Here is a 19,585-nt window from a genome sequence, read left to right on the forward strand (position 1 = left end):
ACCGATCACGTCACGTAAACCGTCGGCGCATCCGACGACGTGACCCCGCCCCGTCGTGGGCCCGATCCATCGTTTACAGGAGTTCGTCATGCCCCTGACGTTCCGAAAGCGTTGGGCAAAATGTGCCCAACACCCCTTGCTCGTGAGCAGCTTGTTGCTTCTTGCCCCCCTGAGCAGTCCGGCCGCCGACTGGACGCTCGATCGCACCGCCGAGCGGGCACTGACTGTCGCCCCCGAGCTGGACGCCGCCCGAGCGGAACGCGACCGTCGTGTCGGCCTGGCCGACGAGGCCGGTCGCTGGCCCAACCCCTCGCTGGAATTCGATTTCAGTGACGAGCTCGGTCTGCAGGACGGCTCCGGCGGCTGGTCCGTGAAGGAATATGCCATCCGCCAGCCCCTGCCGATCGACGGACGGATCGGTCACCGCGCCGACGCCGCCGACAGGCGGGTCGAGGTGGCGGAGTCCCGGCAGCTTCAGCGCGCACTGGCGATGGAGCATCGCGCGGCCCTCGCGTTTCACCAGATGCAATGGGCACAAGCTCGTGTCGAACAGGCAGCGGCCCAACAGAAATGGACCCGGCGCTTCGCACGCATCGGTGACCGTCGTGCCAGCGCCGGCGACCTGTCCGAACGCGAACGCCTGCGGCTGAACCTGCTGCATGCCGAGGCTCAGGCCGAGCTGGACGAGGCACGTCAGGTGCACGAAGCCGCGCTCGCCACCTACCGAGGCGTGCTCGACATCGACGAAAACGCCTCCGTTTCCCTGACCGAACTGAGCCGCCCCGATTCCCCGCCGTCACTCGACACCCTGCGCGAACGACTCGACCGGCACCCCACCCTGCGCGCCGCCGCCCGGCAGGTGGCCGCCGCTCGCGCCGAGGTGGAACAGGCCCGGGCCGAGCGGCTGCCGGACCTGGCCGTGCGCATGGGACGCGAACGCGCTCACATCAACGGTCGCGATGAGACCACCAACCACGTCGGGCTCCAGGTCGAATTGCCGCTCTGGTCACAGGGGCATGGTCGAGTCGATGCAAAGCAGAGCGAGGCCATCCGCCAGGACGCCGAACGCCGGCTGACCGAACGCGACCTCGGCATCCGGCTGGAACGCTCCCACACCCGCCTCACCGGTGCGCTCGAACACATCCGCGAGCACCGAACCGCCGTGCTTGAGCCCGCCAAAACCGTGCTCGAACAAACCCGCCGAGGTTTCCAGCAGGGCGAGCTGAGCCTGACCGAACTGATCGATGCGGCCCAGGCCAACATCCGCGGCTCGAGGCGCTATATCGACCTGCTGCTGGAAGCGCGTAAACACGAATCCGATTTGCGTCTGGCCGCCGGCCTGATGCTCACGACCGATTACCCGGAGCAAGACCGATGAACCCGATTGCAATCCCCCGCCGGCGCCTCTGGCTCGTGCTGGCGACTGCCCTGAGTCTTCCCCTGTCCGGCTGCCTCGACGAACTCGGCCACGAACACGACGAGCAGGGCGAGCATGTCGACGCAAATGACGAGGATGCCGCCACGGACGAGCCACCCATGCGGGCGGTCACGACCTGGTCGCGGGAACTCGAACTGTTCATGGAGTTCCCCGCACCGACCGCCGGCACGCCCGGCAAATACATCACGCACCTCACCCTCCTGAAGGACTTCTCGCCGGTCATGTCCGGCCCGCTCCGTTATCGATTTGAGCGCGACGATGGGCATGTCGAGGAGCACGTTGCCGAGACGATCGCGCGGGACGGCATCTTTCTGCCCGAAATTCGCGTCGAGAAGCCGGGCCACTACCAGCTCGACCTGATCCTCGGCACCGATGACGAGGCACTCACCGTCGATGCCGGCCACGTCACGGTCACGGCGCCGGGCAAGACGATCACCGCAGACGACCACGGTCACGACCATGGCGACGGCGGTCATGGCGCGCACGGCGGCGACATCGCGTTCCTCAAGGAACAGCAATGGCGGATGGACTTTGCCGTCCGACCGGCCTTCCGCGACTACATCAGCGAGCGCCTGTCCGTCCCGGCGCGCGTCGAGCCCCGTCCCGGGCAGAACGCCCAGGCGACGGCACCGGCCAGCGGCCGACTGGCAGCGCCCCAAGATGGCACCTGGAAACGTCCCGGGGATCGCGTCGAGGCCGGCGATGTACTGGCACGTGTCCTGCCGCTGAGCGGCGCCGAGGACGTCAGCCAGCTCGATCTCGATCTCACCCAGGCCCGCGAGCGGGTGTCCCTGGCCCGCACCGAGCGCGACCGCGTGCAAGGCCTCTTTGATGACGGCGTCGTCGCGGAAAAACGGCTCGATCAGGCGCAGTCCGAATACCGCATCGCGCAGCAGGCTCTCGAACGCGCCCGTACCCGGCTCGGTCAGATCGAAGGCGAGCGTGACCAGGCGAACGCGGCCGTCACCCTGCGCGCACCGATCAGCGGGGTGATTACCGCCAGCCCCCGCGCAGCCGGCGAAGTGGTTGCCGCCAACGAGGCGGTGTTCTCTCTGCTCGACGACAGTCAGGTCTGGCTCAAGGCCATGGCCTACCCGGGCGACATGACGCGGATCAAGCGGCCCGGCAACGTGCTGGCTCGTCAGGCCGGCGGCCAGTGGCAGTCGCTCCCCGGCGCGGAGCTCGCCTACATCGGCACCCGGACCGAGGAAAACGGCACCGTGCCGGTGGTCTTCGATATCCCCAACCCCGACGGCCGGCTGGTCCCGGGCACGGCGTGGTCGGCGGCCTTCTCCACCGGTACCGGCCAGATGGCCGTGGTGGTACCGAAATCCGCCATCCTCGACGACGACGGCATCGAGGTGGTCATCGTCCAGCACGGCGGCGAGGAGTTCGAGCGCCGTCAGGTCAAGACTGGCATCCGCAGTGGCGACCGCGTGGCGATCACCGCCGGCCTGCGCCCGGGCGAGCACGTGGTCACCGAGGGGGCCTACACCGTCCTGCTCGCCTCGCGAGGTGAACAGGAAATCGGCCACGGCCACGCCCACTAACGGAGAACGGACATGCTGGACCGACTGATTGACTGGTCACTGCAGAACCGCCTGCTGGTGGTGGCCGCCTCCGCCCTGCTGCTCGTCCTTGGCGTCGTGACCGCTCGCGATGCGCCGGTGGACGTGTTTCCCGATCTGACCGCCCCGACGGTCACCGTGATGACCGAAGCCCCCGGGCTTGCCACCGAGGAGGTGGAGCAGCAGGTCAGCTTCCCCATCGAGACGGCGATGAACGGGGCGACCGACGTGCGCCGCCTGCGCTCGCAGTCGGTGCCGGGGTTTTCCATCGTCTGGGTGGAATTCGAGTGGGGCACCGACATCCTCGAGTCCCGCCAGATCGTCACCGAACGTCTCGACCAAGCGCGCGACGACCTGCCCGAGAGCGCCGGGGTGCCGCAACTCGGCCCGATCACCTCGATCATGGGCGAGATCGAGTTCTTCGGCATACGCGCCTCGGAAGGGGCGAGCCTGATGCAGGCCCGCGAGATCGCCGACTGGCAGCTCGAACCCAAGTTGCTCGCCATCCCCGGCGTGGCCAACGTCACCGCGCTGGGCGGCGACATTCGCGAATACCAGGTGCTGGTTTCCCCGGATCGTCTTCAGGAGATGCAGATCGGACTGGACCAGGTGCGCGAAGCGGCCAGCCGGGCAAACCGCAATGCCGGCGGCGGCTGGATCAGCGAGGGCGGTCAGGATTACGTCCTGCGCTTCATGGGCCGCACCCAGCAGGCCCCGGATCTCGCCGAGGCGGTCATCACGGTGCGCGACGATGCCCCGATCCGCATCCGCCACGTCGCCGAGGTCCGCGAGGGCCCGGGCATCCCGATCGGTGATGCCGGCGTCAACGGCGATCCGGGCGTGATCGTCGCGGTGTCCAAGCAGCCGAATGCCGACACCCTCGAACTGACCCGGCGCATCAAGACGGTATTGCAGGAGGCGCAAGCCGACCTGCCGGAGGGCATCACCCTGGAACCGGGCCTGTTCCGCCAGGCGGACTTCATATCCCGGGCAATCGACAACGTCGCCGTCGCCCTGCGCGATGGGGCGATCTTCGTCGTGGTGGTGCTGTTCGCCTTCCTGTTCAGCTTTCGCACCACACTGATCTCGGTACTCGCGATTCCGTTGTCGCTGGTCGTCGCCCTGGTCGGGCTCAAGTGGATGGGCATCGGCATCAACACCATGACCCTCGGCGGCATGACCATCGCCATCGGCGCGCTGGTGGACGATGCGATCATCTTCGTCGAGAACATCTACCGACGCCTGCGCGAGAACGCGCTGCGGGAACGGCCCGCGCCGGCCACCCGGGTGGTCTACCGCGCCTGCTCGGAGGTGCGCCAGTCGGTGGTCTTCTCGACCGCGATCATCATGCTGGTGTTCGCACCGCTGTTCTTCCTCGACGGCGTCGAGGGCCGGCTGCTCGAACCGCTGGGGCTGGCCTACCTGTTCGCGATCGCCGCCTCCCTGCTGGTCGCCCTGACCCTCACACCGGTCCTGAGCCTGTGGCTGCTGGCGAAGGACAAGGCCATGGGCGAGGACAAGGACCCGCCGGTGATCCGCTTCGCCAAGCGGGTCTATGCGCCGATCCTGAACGCGAGCCTGCGCTTTGCGCCCGCCGTACTGGGGCTCTCGCTCGTGATGGTGGTCGCCACCCTGTTGGTGATCAGCCAGTTCGGGCGCTCGTTCCTGCCCGAGTTCAACGAGGGCAGCCTCACCATCAAGGTGACCGCCCCGCCGGGCACCTCGCTGGAGACCTCGGCCGACATCGGGCGACAGGTCGAGGACCTGCTGCTCGATTTCGACGAGGTCGAAACGGTGGCCCGCAAGACCGGCCGCGCCGCGCTGGATGCGCATACCCAGGGGCCGAATGCCTCCGAGTTCGAGGTCACCCTCGGCAAGCTGCCCCAAGGCAAGGAGGCATTCCTGGCCGAGTTGCGCGAGACGCTCAAAGGGCTGCGCGGCGTCAATATCAATATCGGCCAGCCGCTGTCGCACCGCATCGACCACATGCTCTCGGGCACGCGGGCGGCGATCGCGGTGAAGCTCTTCGGTCCCTCGCTCGGGGAGCTCCGCCGCCTCGGCGGCGAGCTCGAAGGCACCATGAAGGAGGTCGACGGCCTGGTGGACGTGGCCATGGAGCCGCTGCAATCCGTGCCCCAGCTGCGACTGCGTGCCGACCGCGAGGCGATTGCCCGTTACGGCATGACGGTCGAGGAAGTCGCGCAACTGGTGGAGACCGCCTATCGCGGCAGCGTCGTCTCCGAGGTGTTCGAGGGCAACCGGCGCTTCGACCTGGTGGTGCGCTTCAACGACGCAGCACGCGCGAATCGGCAGGCCGTCGGCGACACCCTGGTCGAGACCCCCACGGGCGACATGGTGCCGCTGCGCGCGCTGGCCAGCCCCTCGTTCGAGCAGGGGCCGGGCACCATCCTGCGCGAGAATGCCGAACGTCGGCTGGTGGTCAGTGCCAACGTCGCCGGGCGCGACCTGCGCGGGGCGGTCGAGGCCATCCGGGCACGGGTCGATGCGGACATGCAACTCCCCGAGGGCTACCGGATCGCCTACGGTGGCCAGTTCGAGGCCGAGGCCAATGCCACCCGCACCATCGGCTGGGTCTCGTTGGCGGTGCTCGCCGGCATCCTGCTCCTGCTGCAAATGGCCTTCCGCTCGCTACAGCTGGCGCTGCTGGTGATGGTCAACATCCCGCTGGCGCTGGTCGGCGGCGTGGCCGCCGTCTGGCTCATGGGCGGGACGATCACGGTGGCCGCGCTGGTGGGCTTCATCACCCTGTTCGGTATCGCCATCCGTAACGGCATTCTGCTGATCAGCCGCTTCCAGGCCCTGGCCCGTGAGGGCATGGCCGTCGATGAAGCGGTGGTCGCCGGCTCCATGGAGCGGCTCGCGCCGATCCTGATGACCGCACTGACCGCGGGCCTGGCGCTGATCCCGCTGGCCATGGGGCTGGGCGAGGCCGGCACCGAGATCCAGGCCCCGATGGCCGTGGTGATCCTCGGCGGGCTGGCCACCTCGACCTTCCTCAACATGGTGGTCCTGCCCGCGCTCTACCGGCTGGTGGCCCAGCGCACCGAGAAGACAGCCGTCAGCTGATGCGCTAGACCGTCACCCGAGTCGCCCTCCCCGTTGGGGGTCATCCACTGCCCGCCGGAGACGCCTTCGGCGGGCAGTTTTTTGCAGTGCCCCCATAGCACGACTCGTCAGGCGCTCTCCCCGCCGGCGTGTTGCGACGGCTCTCGGGGCAGGGTGACAAGAAAACAGGTGACCCCCTCCTCCGAGTTTGCCGTGATGTCGCCGCCGTGGGCCCGGATGATCGCCCGGGTAATTGCCAGGCCAAGCCCCAGTCCGCCGGTGGCACCCTGAGGGCGCGTTCTAGCTCCCTCGGCACGGTAAAAGCGCTCGAAGATCCGGGAAAACTCCTCCGGTGCCAGCGGCTGGCCCGAGTTTTCCACCGCCACGGAGACCGTCGACGGCTGCTCGGTGATTTTCACGGCGACGTAGCCGCCCTCGTCGGCATGTCGGAGCGCGTTGGAAAGCAGGTTGCTGAACGCCCGTCGCAACATGAGGCGATTGCCACGGAGCACCGCCCGGCCCGCGGAGGACAGGCTCACCCCCTCCTCCTCGGCAAGCGCGTCGTAGAACTCGAACAGGTCGGCCACTTCCTCGTGCAGGCGCAACTCCTCTACCGAGGGCAGCGACAGGCCATGGTCCGCCTTCGCCAGAAACAGCATGTCGCCGATCATCCGCGACAGGCGGTCGAGCTCTTCCGCGCTGGAGGCCAGGATTTCCTGGTACTCCCGTTGGCTGCGCGAACGCGACAGGGCCACCTGCGTCTGGGTGAGCAGGTTGCTCACAGGCGTGCGCATCTCGTGGGCGAGGTCAGAAGAGAAGTTCGACAACCGGCGGAACGCCTCTTCCAGACGGTCGAGCATGCGGTTGAGCTCGTGGGCGAGCCCGGTCAGTTCATGGGGAACGGAGCCCTCGGGCAGGCGGGTGTTCAACTGGCTCGCCGTCACCGAGGCGGCCCGTTCCTGCATCAACCGCAATGGGACAAGGCCACGGCGGGCGGCCCGCCAGCCGAGAAAACCACTCAGGATCGCGGCAAACGGGATGAAGATGAACAGAGTGCGGTTATAGCGCTCCATGAAGCGCTCATGGTGATCAATGTTGATGGCCACCGCGACGATCAATGGCTCGAAACCCGGAAGCGCGGGCTGAATGGCATCGGCAAGCCCCCGATATCTGGAACCGTCATACCACCAGGTAAAAAGCCCCGGCCGCACCCCGCTTGCCCGCTGGGGCAACTCGTCCGCGGGGAAATCAGGCTCCTCCGGAGCGAGTATCACTCTGCCGTCGGCGGTCTGGACGAACACCCGCAATTCCGGATCGCTGCGGAACATCTCAACCACGGCACTCTGCAAAGCCGTCAATTCCTGCGCTTGCGGCGGCTGCTTTAGCAGGCGTTCGAGCACCTCGACCTTGCTTTGGAGTATGCCGCGATCCATCTCCACGAAATGGCGCTCGACCGCCGCATGCAGCACCCAGGCGAGCCCCAGCAGCACCGAGGAGGAAACTAGGATGAACAGCAGCGTCAGACGCGTGGTCAGGGAGGCCGGATGCGTCATTCCTCCTCCTCGACCTCCATCACGTAACCCATGCCGCGAATGGTACGGATCAGTCGCTGGTCGAATGGCTCGTCGATCTTGCGCCGCAGGCGCCGCACCGCCACCTCGACCACGTTGGTGTCGCTGTCGAAGTTCATGTCCCAGACCTGCGAGGCAATCAGCGAACGGGGCAACACCTCGCCCTGGCGGCGCATGAACAGCTCCAGCAGCGCGAACTCCTTGGCGGTGAGATCGATACGCTGCCCGGCCCGGGTTGCCCGGTGCCCGAGCAGGTCCAGCTCCAGGTCGGCGACCTGCAGCGTGGTGGCTTCCGGTTCTCCTCGCCCGCGACGCAACAGGGTGCGCACCCGCGCCAGCAGTTCGGAGAAGGCGAACGGCTTGACTAGGTAGTCGTCCGCACCCCGCTCGAGGCCGCGAACGCGGTCCTCCACCTGGTCCCGCGCCGTGAGGAACAGCACCGGCATGTCGCGCCCGCCACGGCGCAGCGTCTCGAGGATCTGCCAACCATCCATGCCGGGCAGCATCACGTCGAGGATGACCAGGTCGTGATCGCCCGTCAGGGCCAGGTGCAGACCGTCCACGCCGTCATTGGCCAGATCGACCGTGTAGCCGGCCTCAGTCAGGCCCTGCTGCAGGTAGCGCCCTGTCTTGTCCTCATCCTCGACGATCAAAACCTTCATGTGCATCTCCGATCCGGTTCCGGGGGCATTCTGCCACCCGGCGACGTCAGCCTGTCCAGATTACAAGGATGTAATGTTCAGGTCAGGTACCGGACAGTCGCAGTGACTAGCGTTGTCCGTGAGATCGGGAATGCAGCGCCGCCGCGAAGATCCAATCGCAGGGCGTCCCCGAACAACATTGATCGCGCAGACTCGTTGAGCCGGGTCGTGAACGCGTTGAGGAGGGAATCAGAAATGGATCGACGTCGTTTCCTGAAGGGCAGTCTGGCGAGCGCCGCCAGCGCGACCCTGTGCATGGGAGCAACCACATGGGCTCGAGCGGACTCGGCCAATCGGCCGTCGCTGCCGTTGCCCAACCTGATCGACGTGAGCAAGAGCGGCCGGCTGGATCTGGTCGCCCAGCGCGGCAATCACAGGTTCCTCCCCGGCGCCTCCTCGGCGACGCTGGGCTACAACCAGGATTTCCTGGGTCCGGTCGTCCGGGCCCGCCGCGGGCAGGAGGTCGCCGTCGGATTGCTCAATGACCTGCCAGAACCGCTGGCCACGCACTGGCACGGCCTGCTGGTGCCGGGCAATGTCGACGGCGGCCCCCACCAGCCGATCCACCCGGGTGCGCTCTGGAAGCCGGTGCTGCCCATCGACCAGCCGCCGTCGACCGCCTGGTTCCACGCCCATACCTACCCGCATACGGCCCGACAGGTCTATGCCGGGCTGGCCGGTGTCTTCCAGATCGACGACGGACGCGACGACGAGCGGGGCCTGCCGCATGACCACGGCGACGACGACTTCACGCTGATCATCCAGGACCGCCGCTTCGACTCGCTCGGCCGTCTGGACTACCGCCTCGGCATGATGGACCGCATGCATGGTTTCCAGGGGGATCGGATCCTGGTCAACGGGGCCGAAAACCCGCGTGCGCGAATGCCGCGCTCGATCGTGCGGCTGCGCCTGCTGAACGGTTCCAATGCCCGCATCTATCATCTGCGATTCGACGACGACCGGCCCATGCACGTCATCGCAAGCGATTCGGGCTACTGGCCCAAGCCGACGGCCGCCAACGAACTGCGTCTCGCCCCCGGCGAACGGATCGAGGTGCTGGTCGACTTCCGTGACGGCCACGACGCCCGCCTGGTCACCGGGCCGGACCGAAACCAGGGCGGCCCCGGCATGATGGGCATGATGAGCGGTCTGCGCTCCTTCACCTCTTCGCTGCTGGAGGGTGACATGCCGGTTCTCTCGTTCCACCCGGCGGGCAAAAAGGGTGCTGTCGACCAGCTTCCCGAGACCATCGACGACGAGCTACCCGCACCGACGACACGCTTTGCCCAGCGCCGTCACTTCCGGCTCGACATGATGCTCGGCGGCATGCCGATGATGGGCATGATGGGCGGAAGCGGCGGCCCGACCATGGGCATCAACGGCCGACCGTTCGACATGCAGCGCATCAACGAGCAGGTGTCACTCGGCACCACCGAGCACTGGACCGTCGAGAGCGACATGCTGATGCACCCCTTCCACATTCACGGTGTCCGCTTCCGGGTACTGGCGGACGAGAACGGTCGATCGACGCGCCTGGAGAACCAGGGATACAAGGACACCGTGCTGGTGAACGGTCGCGCCGAACTCGCGGTGGAATTCACGCAACCGGCGAGCCACGAGAAACCGTTCATGTACCACTGCCACATCCTCGAACACGAGGATGGCGGGATGATGGGGCACTTCAGCGTTTCCTGAGCAGAAAGGCCGATTCGAGGCTGACATTCACCAAGTATCCCGACGGGAGGCACAAGCATGGACTATGCACACTTCATGGGATTCGGCGGAGGCTTCATGTGGATCATCTGGATACTGCTGATCGCGGCCGTCGTCTGACTGGTCCTCGGCATCTCGAATCGTGACCGCCTGTCCAGCCGCTCCACTGCCAAGGAGATCCTCGATCGCCGTTACGCACGGGGCGAAATCGACCACGACACCTACGAGCGCATGAAGCGGGACCTCGACTGAGCACCCGTCTGCGCCGGACACTGACCGGCCTCGGCTCGTCTACGCACGCATTGCCGGGCCGATGAGGGACCGACCCTCTCCGCCACGAAAAAGGCCGCCCGATATCCGGGCGGCCTTTGCCTTTCCCAACACGATGACTGCCGGGAACGTCAGTTCTCGCCCAACGCTTTCTCCATGCGCTTGTGAGCCTCGATGCGCTCCTGGGCCATCTGCTGCTGAAGATCCCCGATCTCGCGAGACTTCTTCTTGATTGCCTCGTAATCCGGGTCGGCGGCCAGCTGCATGCGATAGAGCTCTCGCTGCCGGTCCTGCATCTTCTGCATCAGCTTGTACTGCTTTTCCTGCTGGTCTTCCTGGATGGCTCTCAGGCGGTCCCGCTGCTGATCGGTCAGTCGTTGACCATTCCAGCCCCACTCGGGTGCGTAGCCACCACCATAGCCCGGTCCCATCATGCCGGGGCCGTAGCCACCGCCCATCATGCCGGGGCCGTAGCCGCTACCGTAACCGGGGCCGTAGTTACCACCATAGCCGCGCCCCATCATGCCTGGGCCATATCCCGGGCCGTAGCCACCCCCCATCATGCCTGGGCCATATCCCGGCCCGTAGCCACCCCCCATCATCATGCCGGGCCCGTAGGCACCGCGTCTGGGCTCGTCATCGGCGAACGAGGCGGGCGCCGCCCCGACAATGGCGACGGCAAGTGTGCAGGCAGTCAGTTCGCGGATCAGTCTGGCTTTTCTCATGGCGCTTCTCCTCCTCTGGATTGAAGGCCGTCAACAAGGTATCGCCCCGGGAAGGTCGGCCTCCCGGGGACGCTCCACGCAGGGCTAGGGCACTGCGTCCGATACGTCCCGCGCAATAAGGAACGTAGCAGGGCTACCCAAGATCGCCAGCCGATGCCAACCCCTTGTTTCGACGCCATTCAGGCCATTTCCGCCGACAAACCCTGCCCTACCGCCCTCTTGTTTTATCCCGAGCCGAAAACCCACCTGACAAAAACGTAATCCTGCAGTCAGGCGCGGGACAGGGGGGCGCACTAAAGTCGTTGGCACGAAATCGGGAGGCGGACGCTTCCTTCACGCACCGTCACCAAGAGGACGAGACGCATGAACCGACGACAGATCCTGCTTGCACTCGCGCTGATGCCGGTGATGGCGAGCGCGGGCGGTAATCACGGCGGCGGCCACGAGGCGATGACCGGTACGCCGGGCGAATCGGCCGAGGTGGACCGGACGATCGAGGTATCGATGAATGACCAGATGCGCTTCGCCCCGGAAAGCATCCGGGTCGAGGCCGGCCAGACGGTCCGATTCGCCGTGAAGAACACCGGCCAGCAGCCCCACGAGATGGTCATTGGCTCGCTTAACGAACTCAAGGCACACGCCGAGCAGATGCGCGAACAGCCGGGCATGAAGCACAACGAGCCAAACATGATCCGGCTGGATGCCGGCGAGAGCGGGGAGATCGTCTGGCACTTTCCCTCGGCCGGCGAGGTGGATTTCGCCTGCCTGATACCCGGGCACCTCGAAGCGGGCATGAAGGGGACGATCGACGTCCGCTAGCTGTCCTGATGGCGATCCCGCTCCCGCGAGCAACGTAATTCGCCGAACCAACGAATCACGCTTTCCGCACGACTGAGGAAAACGACAATGGACCAATACGAAACCCTGACCGGGAAAGGCCACTCACGGCGCCGGTTCCTGCGAAACGTCACCTCCATGAGCGTCCTGGCCGCGTTGTATGGCTATGGCGGCATCCGCCCTGCCCTCGGCTGGCCGCAGGCCGGTAACCATGAAGCCGAACGAGTAGAGGATGGCGATACCGACATCTTCAACCTGGTCATCGATCGCACGCCGATGAAGATCGACGGAAAGCCGGCCAACCCGGTCACCGTCAACGGCACTGTCCCGGGGCCGGCCATCCGCATGCGTGAAGGGCGCAATGTCCGCATTCGTATTCAGAACAAGCTCGACGAGTGGACCTCGATCCACTGGCACGGGATCCTACTGCCGTTCCAGATGGACGGCGTGCCCGGCGTGACCTTCAAGGGCATCCCGCCCAAGGACACGTTCGAGTACTACTACCCGCTCAAGCAGGCCGGCACCTACTGGTATCACAGCCACTCCGGTCTCCAGGAGCAGCTGGGTCACTACGGTCCGCTGATCGTCGAGCCGGCCCAGCCCGAGCCATACGAGTATGACCGCGACTACGTCGTCATGCTATCGGACTGGACCTTCGAGGACCCGCACGACGTCTTCCGCAACCTCAAGGTGGCCGAGGGTTATTACAACTACCAGAAGCGCACCGTCCAGACCCTGCTCGAGGACATCGAGAAGAAGGGCTGGGCGCAGACCATGCGCGAGCGCGCCATGTGGGGCGAGATGGGCATGAGCTCCCGCGACATCCTCGACGTCACGGGCAGCACCTATACCTATCTGATGAACGGCCGGGCCCCGCGCGATAACTGGACCGGCCTGTTTAAGCCGGGAGAGAAGATCCGCCTGCGGTTCATCAACGGCTCGGCAATGACCTTCTTCGACGTGCGCATCCCCGGCCTGAAGATGACCGTGGTGCAGGCCGACGGCCAGGACGTCGAACCGGTCCCGGTCGACGAATTCCGCATCGGGGTCGCAGAAACCTACGACGTGATCGTCGAGCCCGAGGACGAACAGGCCTACACGATCTTCGCCGAGGTCATGGACCGCAGCGGCTTTGCGGCCGGCACGCTCGCCACCGAGGTGGGCATGCAGGCCGAGATCCCCGCCCCGCGCCCGATGCCCGAGCGCGGCATGGCCGCCATGGGAATGGACATGGGTGACATGGACATGGCCGGCATGGACATGAAGAACGACATGGACATGAAAGGCGGCATGGACATGGGCGGGGACATGAAGGCCAAGGGCGACGACATGGCCGGCATGTCATCGCACAGCGGCAAGCAGCCTGCCTCCAAGCCGTCATCGGGCGGCTCGATGGACATAAAGGGCGGTCACGACATGGCGATGGCCGACGGCGCCGACGCGAGCGCCTGGCCCCTGGCCGGCCGAACGATTGAACACGGCCCGGACAAGCACGGCCCGGGTGCCGCCATGGTGGCGATGAACCCGAGAAACCGGATGAGCGATCCGGGTGTCGGGCTCGAGAACACGCCCGAACACCGGGTATTGGTCTACGACGACCTGCGTGCCCACGCGCCATGGCCGGATCAGCGCGAACCCGAGCGCGAGGTGGAACTGCACCTGACCGGCAACATGGAGCGCTACATGTGGTCATTCGACGGGCAGAAGTTCTCGGAAGTCGACGGCCCGATCCAGTTCCATTACGGCGAGCGACTCCGCCTGATCCTGGTGAACGACACCATGATGGAACACCCCATCCACCTGCACGGCATGTGGATGGAACTGGAGAACCGCCACGGTGAATACCGGCCGCGCAAGCACACGCTGTCGCTCAAACCGGGCGAAATGGTGTCTGCCCGCATTACCGCGGATGCGAAGGGTCACTGGGCCTTCCACTGCCACCTGCTGTACCACATGAAGGCCGGCATGTTCCGTGTCGTATCCGTCGCCTGATGATCAAGAGGAGCAAGTCGATGAGCACCAAGCCAACTATCCGCACCGTGCTCGGCAGCCTGCTGACGGCAGGCATGCTGGCAGGCACACCGATGGCCGCCTTGGCCGACGGCCAGGCACCCTTCGCCCGCGACAAGGGCTGGGCACCACCGGTGGGTGACGAGCCCTACGGTCGATTCCTGATCGACCGCCTCGAATATGCCGCCGGTGACGACGAAGACAGCGTCAACTGGGAATTCCAGGGCTGGTACGGCGGCGACTACAACCGCGTCATGGTCAAAGGCGAAGGAGAGGACACAGTCTCCGGCGGCAGCGGCGGCGAGATCGAGAAGCTCGACCTGCTGTACAGCCGGCTGATCTCGGCCTTCTGGTCCATCCAGGGCGGCGTGGGCTATCAGCTCGAATACGGGCCCGGACCGGATCATGATCGCGGCTTCGCGGTCATCGGCCTGCAGGGGCTGGCCCCCTACTGGTTCGAGATCGACACCAACCTGCGCGTCAGCGACGAAGGCGACACCTCGATGGATTTCGAGGCGGAATACGACGTCCAGCTCGGTCAGCGGGTCGTCTTCCAGCCCCGACTGGCGACCTCGTACGCCTTTGACAAGGTCGAGGAATTCGGTGTCGGCCAGGGCATCAACAACGTCAAGCTGGGCGTTCGGCTGCGCTACGAGATCAAGCGCGAGTTCGCCCCCTACATCGGCGTGAGTTGGAACCGGAAGCTCGGCGACACCGCCGACATGGCCGAGGCCGAAGGCGAGGACACCAGCGACTTTCGGGTGCTTGCGGGGGTACGAATGTGGTTCTAGGGCGGCAACGACCGGCCCACTCAAAAACCACCGGCTTCGCGCCGCTGTGATCACCGCGCCCCCGCATGACGGGGCGCGCCGTTTTCGACGGCAGCCGAGCAACTCGGGCGCCCATGTGCTTGAGTTGTCACACCGCCCTAAAGATGAACAAGGAGACCGCGATTCATGAACGAGGACTCTCCGTCCGTCCATCAGCACCATCACGACGAGCACGATCACTCGCATCATGGCGATCATGATCATGGTGCGATGATCGCCGACTTCCGGCGCCGCTTCTGGATCTCGCTGGCCCTGACCATGCCGATCCTGCTGCTCTCGCCGATGATCCAGGGCTTTCTCGGCCTGGAAGCGGCGCTCGACTTCCCCGGTGACCGCTACCTGCTGTTCGTCCTGTCGATCGCCGTGTTCTTCTACGGCGGCTGGCCGTTCCTAACCGGGCTGGTCTCGGAGATCCGTCAAGGCGCCCCGGGCATGATGACGCTGATCGCCCTGGCCATCACGGTGGCGTTCCTTTACTCCTCCGCCGTGGTCCTCGGCCTGTCCGGACGCGTGTTCTTCTGGGAACTGGCCACCCTGGTCGACGTGATGCTGCTGGGGCACTGGATCGAGATGCGCTCGATCATGGGCGCCTCCGGCGCGCTCGAGGCCCTCGTCAAACTGATGCCGGCTACCGCCCACCGGATCGGCGATAACGGCGAAGCCGAGGACGTCCGCGTCGATACCTTGCAACCGGGCGACCGCGTGCGCGTCAAGCCGGGCGAGAAGATCCCAACCGACGGGCGAATCGTCGAGGGCCGCTCGAACGTCAACGAGTCGTTGCTGACCGGCGAATCCAAGCCGGTAAGCAAGAGCGAGGACGATGAGGTGATCGGTGGTGCGATCAACAGCGAAGGCACGCTGGTGGTCGAGATCAGCCGCACGGGCGAGTCGACCTACCTGTCCCAGGTCATCGACATGGTGAAGCAGGCCCAGGCCTCGCGCTCGCGCACACAAGACCTGGCCAACCGCGCCGCAGCCTGGTTGACCTACATCGCCCTGACCGTCGGCGCGGTGACCCTTGCCGCCTGGCTGATTGCCGGCTACGCCTTCGACTTCTCGCTCGAGCGCATGGTCACGGTGATGGTGATCACCTGCCCACACGCGCTGGGACTCGCGGTGCCGTTGGTGGTGGCCGTCTCGACCAGCAAGTCGGCGCGTAACGGCCTCCTGATCCGTGATCGGGCCGCCTTCGAGCGGGCGCGCAAGACCGACGTGTTCGTATTCGACAAGACCGGCACGCTCACCGAGGGCCGATTCGGGGTGAGCGACGTGGTCGCCCTTGGCGATCGGGGCGACGACACGCTGCTCGGACTGGCCGCCGCGCTGGAGTCGAGCTCCGAACACCCGATCGCCGTGGGTATCGCCGAAGCGGCCCGCGATCGCGATCTCTCTCTGCCCGAGGCGAGCGACTTTCAGAGCCTGCCCGGCGAGGGGGTCGAGGCGCGCGTCGATGGCGAGACCGTCCGCATCGTCAGCCCGGGCTACCTCGAACGGCAGGACATCGCAATCGACGACGACCGGGTCAAACGGCTCGAAGAGCAAGGCAAGACGGTTGTCTTCGTGCTGGTGGACGACCAGCCCGCCGGCGCGATCGCCCTATCGGACATCGTCCGCGAGGTCTCGCGCGAGGCGGTCGACCGGATCCGGGCGATGGGCATGCAGTGCATGATGCTCACCGGCGACTCGAAGCCCGTCGCCCAGGCGGTGGCCGACGAACTGGGCCTGGACGATTTCTTCGCCGAGGTAATGCCCGACCAGAAGGCCACCCGCATCCGCGAACTTAAGGAGAAGGGGCTGTCGGTGGCCATGGTGGGCGACGGCGTCAACGACGCGCCCGCACTGACCGAGGCGGATCTCGGCATCGCCATCGGCGCCGGCACCGACGTGGCGGTCGAATCGGCCGACATCGTGCTGGTGAACTCCGACCCGCGTGACGTCGCCACCGTCACCGAGCTCTCCGCGGCCACCTACCGCAAGATGATCCAGAACCTCTGGTGGGCCGCCGGCTACAACATCGTCGCCATCCCGCTCGCCGCCGGTGTCCTCTATGGCGTGGGTTTCCTGATGCCACCGGCGATCGGCGCGGCAGTGATGTCGGTCTCCACCATCGTGGTCGCGATCAACGCCAAGCTGCTGGAGCGATTCCAGCCCGGCGACGCGAAGGAGGCGATGACCTAGACCGACCTCTTCACACATCGTCCCTCGGCGTGGTGCCTTGCAACGCCGAGAGACGATGCCGGTTACGCCCCTGCCTTGGCGCGCGTCACAACCAGCGTCGCGCTTTCCCCTATCTGGCCTACTGAACCCTGTCTGCCGTTCGACCCAAAACGGCGACGGCCTTCCGGGTATTTGACCGCTACGTCCGCAGGGCACCCCCTTCCCCTGTGAGTCGCTGCATCGGCCAATCCATATCGTCATATTGCATATGCGAACCATTATCATGTAGATTGCTCACCGCGATCGCAGTCGCGACTGCATCTCATCCCTACAGAACCAGAGATTGACCGCATATGAAGATGACGACGAAGGTGCGACGCACCCCGACAAGTCGCGCCGTACGGCAAGCGCTTGCCTGGTCCGTGCCCTGTCTAGCGCTGGGCGCCACTGGCACCACCCTCGCCGAAGAAGCCGGCAGCGAAACAACCGTGCTCGAGAGCGTGGTGGTCGAGGGGGCCGGTTTCAGCCTGCCCACCGAGGAGACGGGCCAGTACGCCCCCACCGACTCGCAGACGGCGACCGGGCTGACCCTTTCCGCGCGCGAGACGCCGCAATCTCTCTCGGTCGTTACCAACCAGCAGATCGAGGACTTCAACCTCGACAGCGCCAACAAGGCGCTCGAAGCCACCCCGGGCGTGACGGTGGAGAAGGTCGAAACCGACCGCACCTACTACACCTCGCGCGGCTTCGACATCCAGAATTTCCAGATCGACGGCCTCGGGGCACCGTTCGCCTACGGCAACGTCCAGGGCGACATCGACACGGCGGTGTACGACCGTATCGAGGTCATCCGTGGCGCCAATGGCCTGATGTCCGGTAGCGGCTCACCGTCGGCCACCGTCAACTTCATCCGCAAGCGCCCCACACCCGAAGCCCAGGCCGAGGTGGAGCTGAGTGCCGGCTCCTGGAACCGCCGCCGCGTGGAAGGCGACGTGTCCGGACCAATCACCGAAGACAAACGCATCCGTGGCCGCCTGGTCGTCGCCGGCGAACAGGGCGAATCGTATCTCGACCGCTACGAGCGCGACCGCTACGTCGCCTACGGGGTAGTCGAGGCGGACCTCACGGACAACACCATCCTGACCGCCGGCCACACCTGGCAGCAGAACAACGCCGATAGCCCGCTCTGGGGCGCCCTGCCGCTGTACTACACCGACGGCACCCAGACGGACTACGATCGTTCCACCGCCACGTCCTCGAACTGGGCCTACTGGGACAATCAGGACCGGCGCACCTTCGTCGAGCTCGAACACCATTTCACCAACGGCTGGCAGACGCGCGCGGCCATCAACCGCGTCGAAACCGAGGCGGACGCCAAGTTGTTCTACATGTACGGCACCCCGGACCCATCCACCGGACGCGGCCTGTACAGTTACCCGAGCCGCTATGACTACGACAACGAGCAGTGGATCGCCGACGTTCAGGCCAAGGGGCCGTTCGATCTGCTCGGCCGCACGCACGAACTGGTCGCCGGCGTAAACTGGACCCGCTCGGAGACCGACGACATCTCGCACTACGGCGAGGACATCGGCACACCGCTGCCGCCGCTGGAGCAGTGGGACGGCAACTACCCGGAGCCTGACTTCACCGGCGGCACCGGCGGCAGCGAGTTCACCGACAGGGAAACGGCGGTCTACTCCGCGGCGCGACTGAACCTCAATGAGCGCACCACGGCGATCCTCGGCACGCGGGCGACCTGGCTGGACAACACCGGCGAGACCTACGGCACCACGCGCGAAACGTCCTACGACGCGGAGCTCACCCCCTACGCCGGCCTGGTCTACGACCTCAACGACCAGTTGTCCGCCTACGCGAGCTACACCGAGATCTTCGAGCCGCAGACCGAGGTGGACATCAACCGACAGCGCCTCGATCCGATCGATGGCGTCAACTACGAGGTCGGTCTCAAGGCCGAACTGCTCGACAAGCGGCTGAACACCTCGTTCGCCGTGTTCCACACCGAGCAGGACAACGTCGCCGAGCCCGCGGGCACGATCCCGGGTACCGTGGACACCTACTACCGCGGTGCCGACGGGATCACCAGCCAGGGCATCGAGCTGACCGCCGCCGGCGAGATTCTGCCGGGCTGGCGAGCCATGGCCGGCTACACCTACGTGGACATCGAGAACGCCGACGGCGAGCGTGCGCGCAGCTTCATCCCGAAGCAGATGCTGCGGGCCAGCACGACGTACCGGCTGCCGTTCCTGCCGAAACTGACAGTTGGTGGCCAGCTGCGCTGGCAGAGCGACATCTCCCGGGAGCAGACCTCTGCCGACGGCACGACCCGCCAGGATGCCTACACGGTGGTCGACCTGATGGCCCGCTACGAGGTGAACAACCAGGTGGACGTCACGCTCAACCTGAACAACGTCACCGACGAGAAATACCTCACCAGCCTGCAGTGGGACCAGGGCTACTACGGCGCACCGCGCAACGCCATGCTGAGCGTCAACTGGCGCTACTGACCCCTGCCCGGCGTCTTCGACGCCGGAACGATGACCGACAGTGCCCCGCCATTCGGCGGGGCTTTTTCATGCCGGTTCGCCCGGCACCACGCTGCCGTACCACCAGGCCGCTGGCATAAACCCATTCCCCCTGCCCCGTTTGGCGGCCATGAAGGGCAAACGTCTTGTGGTCAT

General features: G+C 65.9%; 13 protein-coding genes. 10 read left to right on the forward strand and 3 right to left on the reverse strand.

What is annotated here, in order from left to right; all coding sequences use genetic code 11:
• Positions 1 to 154: 154 nt before the first annotated feature.
• The 3 genes from LV476_RS05360 to LV476_RS05370 are packed head-to-tail and all read left to right on the forward strand — an operon-like array spanning position 155 to position 6,093.
• Positions 155 to 1,378 (forward strand): TolC family protein, encoded by a 1,224-nt coding sequence (locus LV476_RS05360; protein ID WP_250074165.1) that lies wholly within the window; start codon positions 155 to 157, stop codon positions 1,376 to 1,378.
• Positions 1,375 to 2,988, forward strand: a complete 1,614-nt coding sequence (locus tag LV476_RS05365) for an efflux RND transporter periplasmic adaptor subunit (RefSeq protein WP_250074166.1) — start codon at positions 1,375 to 1,377, stop codon at positions 2,986 to 2,988. Before LV476_RS05360 ends, LV476_RS05365 begins: the two co-directional genes overlap by 4 nt.
• A 12-nt stretch (positions 2,989 to 3,000) precedes the next feature.
• A complete protein-coding gene (locus tag LV476_RS05370) occupies positions 3,001 to 6,093 on the forward strand; it encodes an efflux RND transporter permease subunit (RefSeq protein ID WP_250074168.1) in 3,093 nt (1,030 codons plus the stop codon).
• 107 nt (positions 6,094 to 6,200) lie between these two features.
• On the opposite strand, the gene LV476_RS05375 is transcribed toward LV476_RS05370, so the two are convergent.
• Positions 6,201 to 7,625, reverse strand: a complete 1,425-nt coding sequence (locus tag LV476_RS05375; RefSeq protein WP_250074170.1) for a heavy metal sensor histidine kinase — start codon at positions 7,623 to 7,625, stop codon at positions 6,201 to 6,203.
• Positions 7,622 to 8,305, reverse strand: coding sequence for a heavy metal response regulator transcription factor (locus tag LV476_RS05380; protein ID WP_250074172.1), 684 nt, complete (start codon positions 8,303 to 8,305; stop codon positions 7,622 to 7,624). The genes LV476_RS05375 and LV476_RS05380 overlap by 4 nt, the downstream gene beginning before the upstream one ends.
• Before the next feature lie 234 nt (positions 8,306 to 8,539).
• On the opposite strand from LV476_RS05380, the gene LV476_RS05385 reads away from it, so the two are divergent.
• Both LV476_RS05385 and LV476_RS11300 read left to right on the forward strand, forming a co-directional pair.
• Positions 8,540 to 10,039, forward strand: coding sequence for a multicopper oxidase domain-containing protein (locus LV476_RS05385; RefSeq protein ID WP_250074174.1), 1,500 nt, complete (start codon positions 8,540 to 8,542; stop codon positions 10,037 to 10,039).
• Positions 10,040 to 10,234: 195 nt separating this feature from the next.
• Positions 10,235 to 10,309, forward strand: a complete 75-nt coding sequence (locus LV476_RS11300; RefSeq protein WP_434062831.1) for an SHOCT domain-containing protein — start codon at positions 10,235 to 10,237, stop codon at positions 10,307 to 10,309.
• Positions 10,310 to 10,458: 149 nt separating this feature from the next.
• On the opposite strand, the gene LV476_RS05390 is transcribed toward LV476_RS11300, so the two are convergent.
• Positions 10,459 to 11,052: a Spy/CpxP family protein refolding chaperone gene (locus tag LV476_RS05390; protein ID WP_250074175.1), complete on the reverse strand. Its 594-nt coding sequence runs from the start codon at positions 11,050 to 11,052 to the stop codon at positions 10,459 to 10,461.
• A 363-nt stretch (positions 11,053 to 11,415) separates the two neighbouring features.
• Between LV476_RS05390 and LV476_RS05395 the strand changes: the two genes are divergently transcribed.
• From LV476_RS05395 to LV476_RS05415, 5 genes are all read left to right on the forward strand, one after another.
• A complete protein-coding gene (locus LV476_RS05395; protein ID WP_250074177.1) occupies positions 11,416 to 11,871 on the forward strand; it encodes a cupredoxin domain-containing protein in 456 nt (151 codons plus the stop codon).
• Positions 11,872 to 11,958: 87 nt separating this feature from the next.
• Entirely contained in the window at positions 11,959 to 13,881 is a 1,923-nt protein-coding gene (locus LV476_RS05400) for a copper resistance system multicopper oxidase (protein WP_250074179.1), read from the forward strand.
• Between the two features lie 20 nt (positions 13,882 to 13,901).
• On the forward strand, positions 13,902 to 14,690 hold the full coding sequence (locus LV476_RS05405) for a copper resistance protein B (protein WP_250074180.1): 789 nt from the start codon (positions 13,902 to 13,904) through the stop codon (positions 14,688 to 14,690).
• 165 nt (positions 14,691 to 14,855) lie between these two features.
• The gene (locus tag LV476_RS05410) at positions 14,856 to 16,907 is read left to right on the forward strand and encodes a copper-translocating P-type ATPase (RefSeq protein WP_250074182.1); all 2,052 of its coding nucleotides are present in this window, start codon (positions 14,856 to 14,858) and stop codon (positions 16,905 to 16,907) included.
• Between the two features lie 332 nt (positions 16,908 to 17,239).
• Positions 17,240 to 19,411: a TonB-dependent siderophore receptor gene (locus tag LV476_RS05415; RefSeq protein WP_250074184.1), complete on the forward strand. Its 2,172-nt coding sequence runs from the start codon at positions 17,240 to 17,242 to the stop codon at positions 19,409 to 19,411.
• The last annotated feature ends 174 nt before the right edge of the window (positions 19,412 to 19,585 follow it).

The organism is Guyparkeria hydrothermalis (genome assembly GCF_023555385.1).
Taxonomy (GTDB): Bacteria; Pseudomonadota; Gammaproteobacteria; order Halothiobacillales; family Halothiobacillaceae; genus Guyparkeria; species Guyparkeria hydrothermalis_A.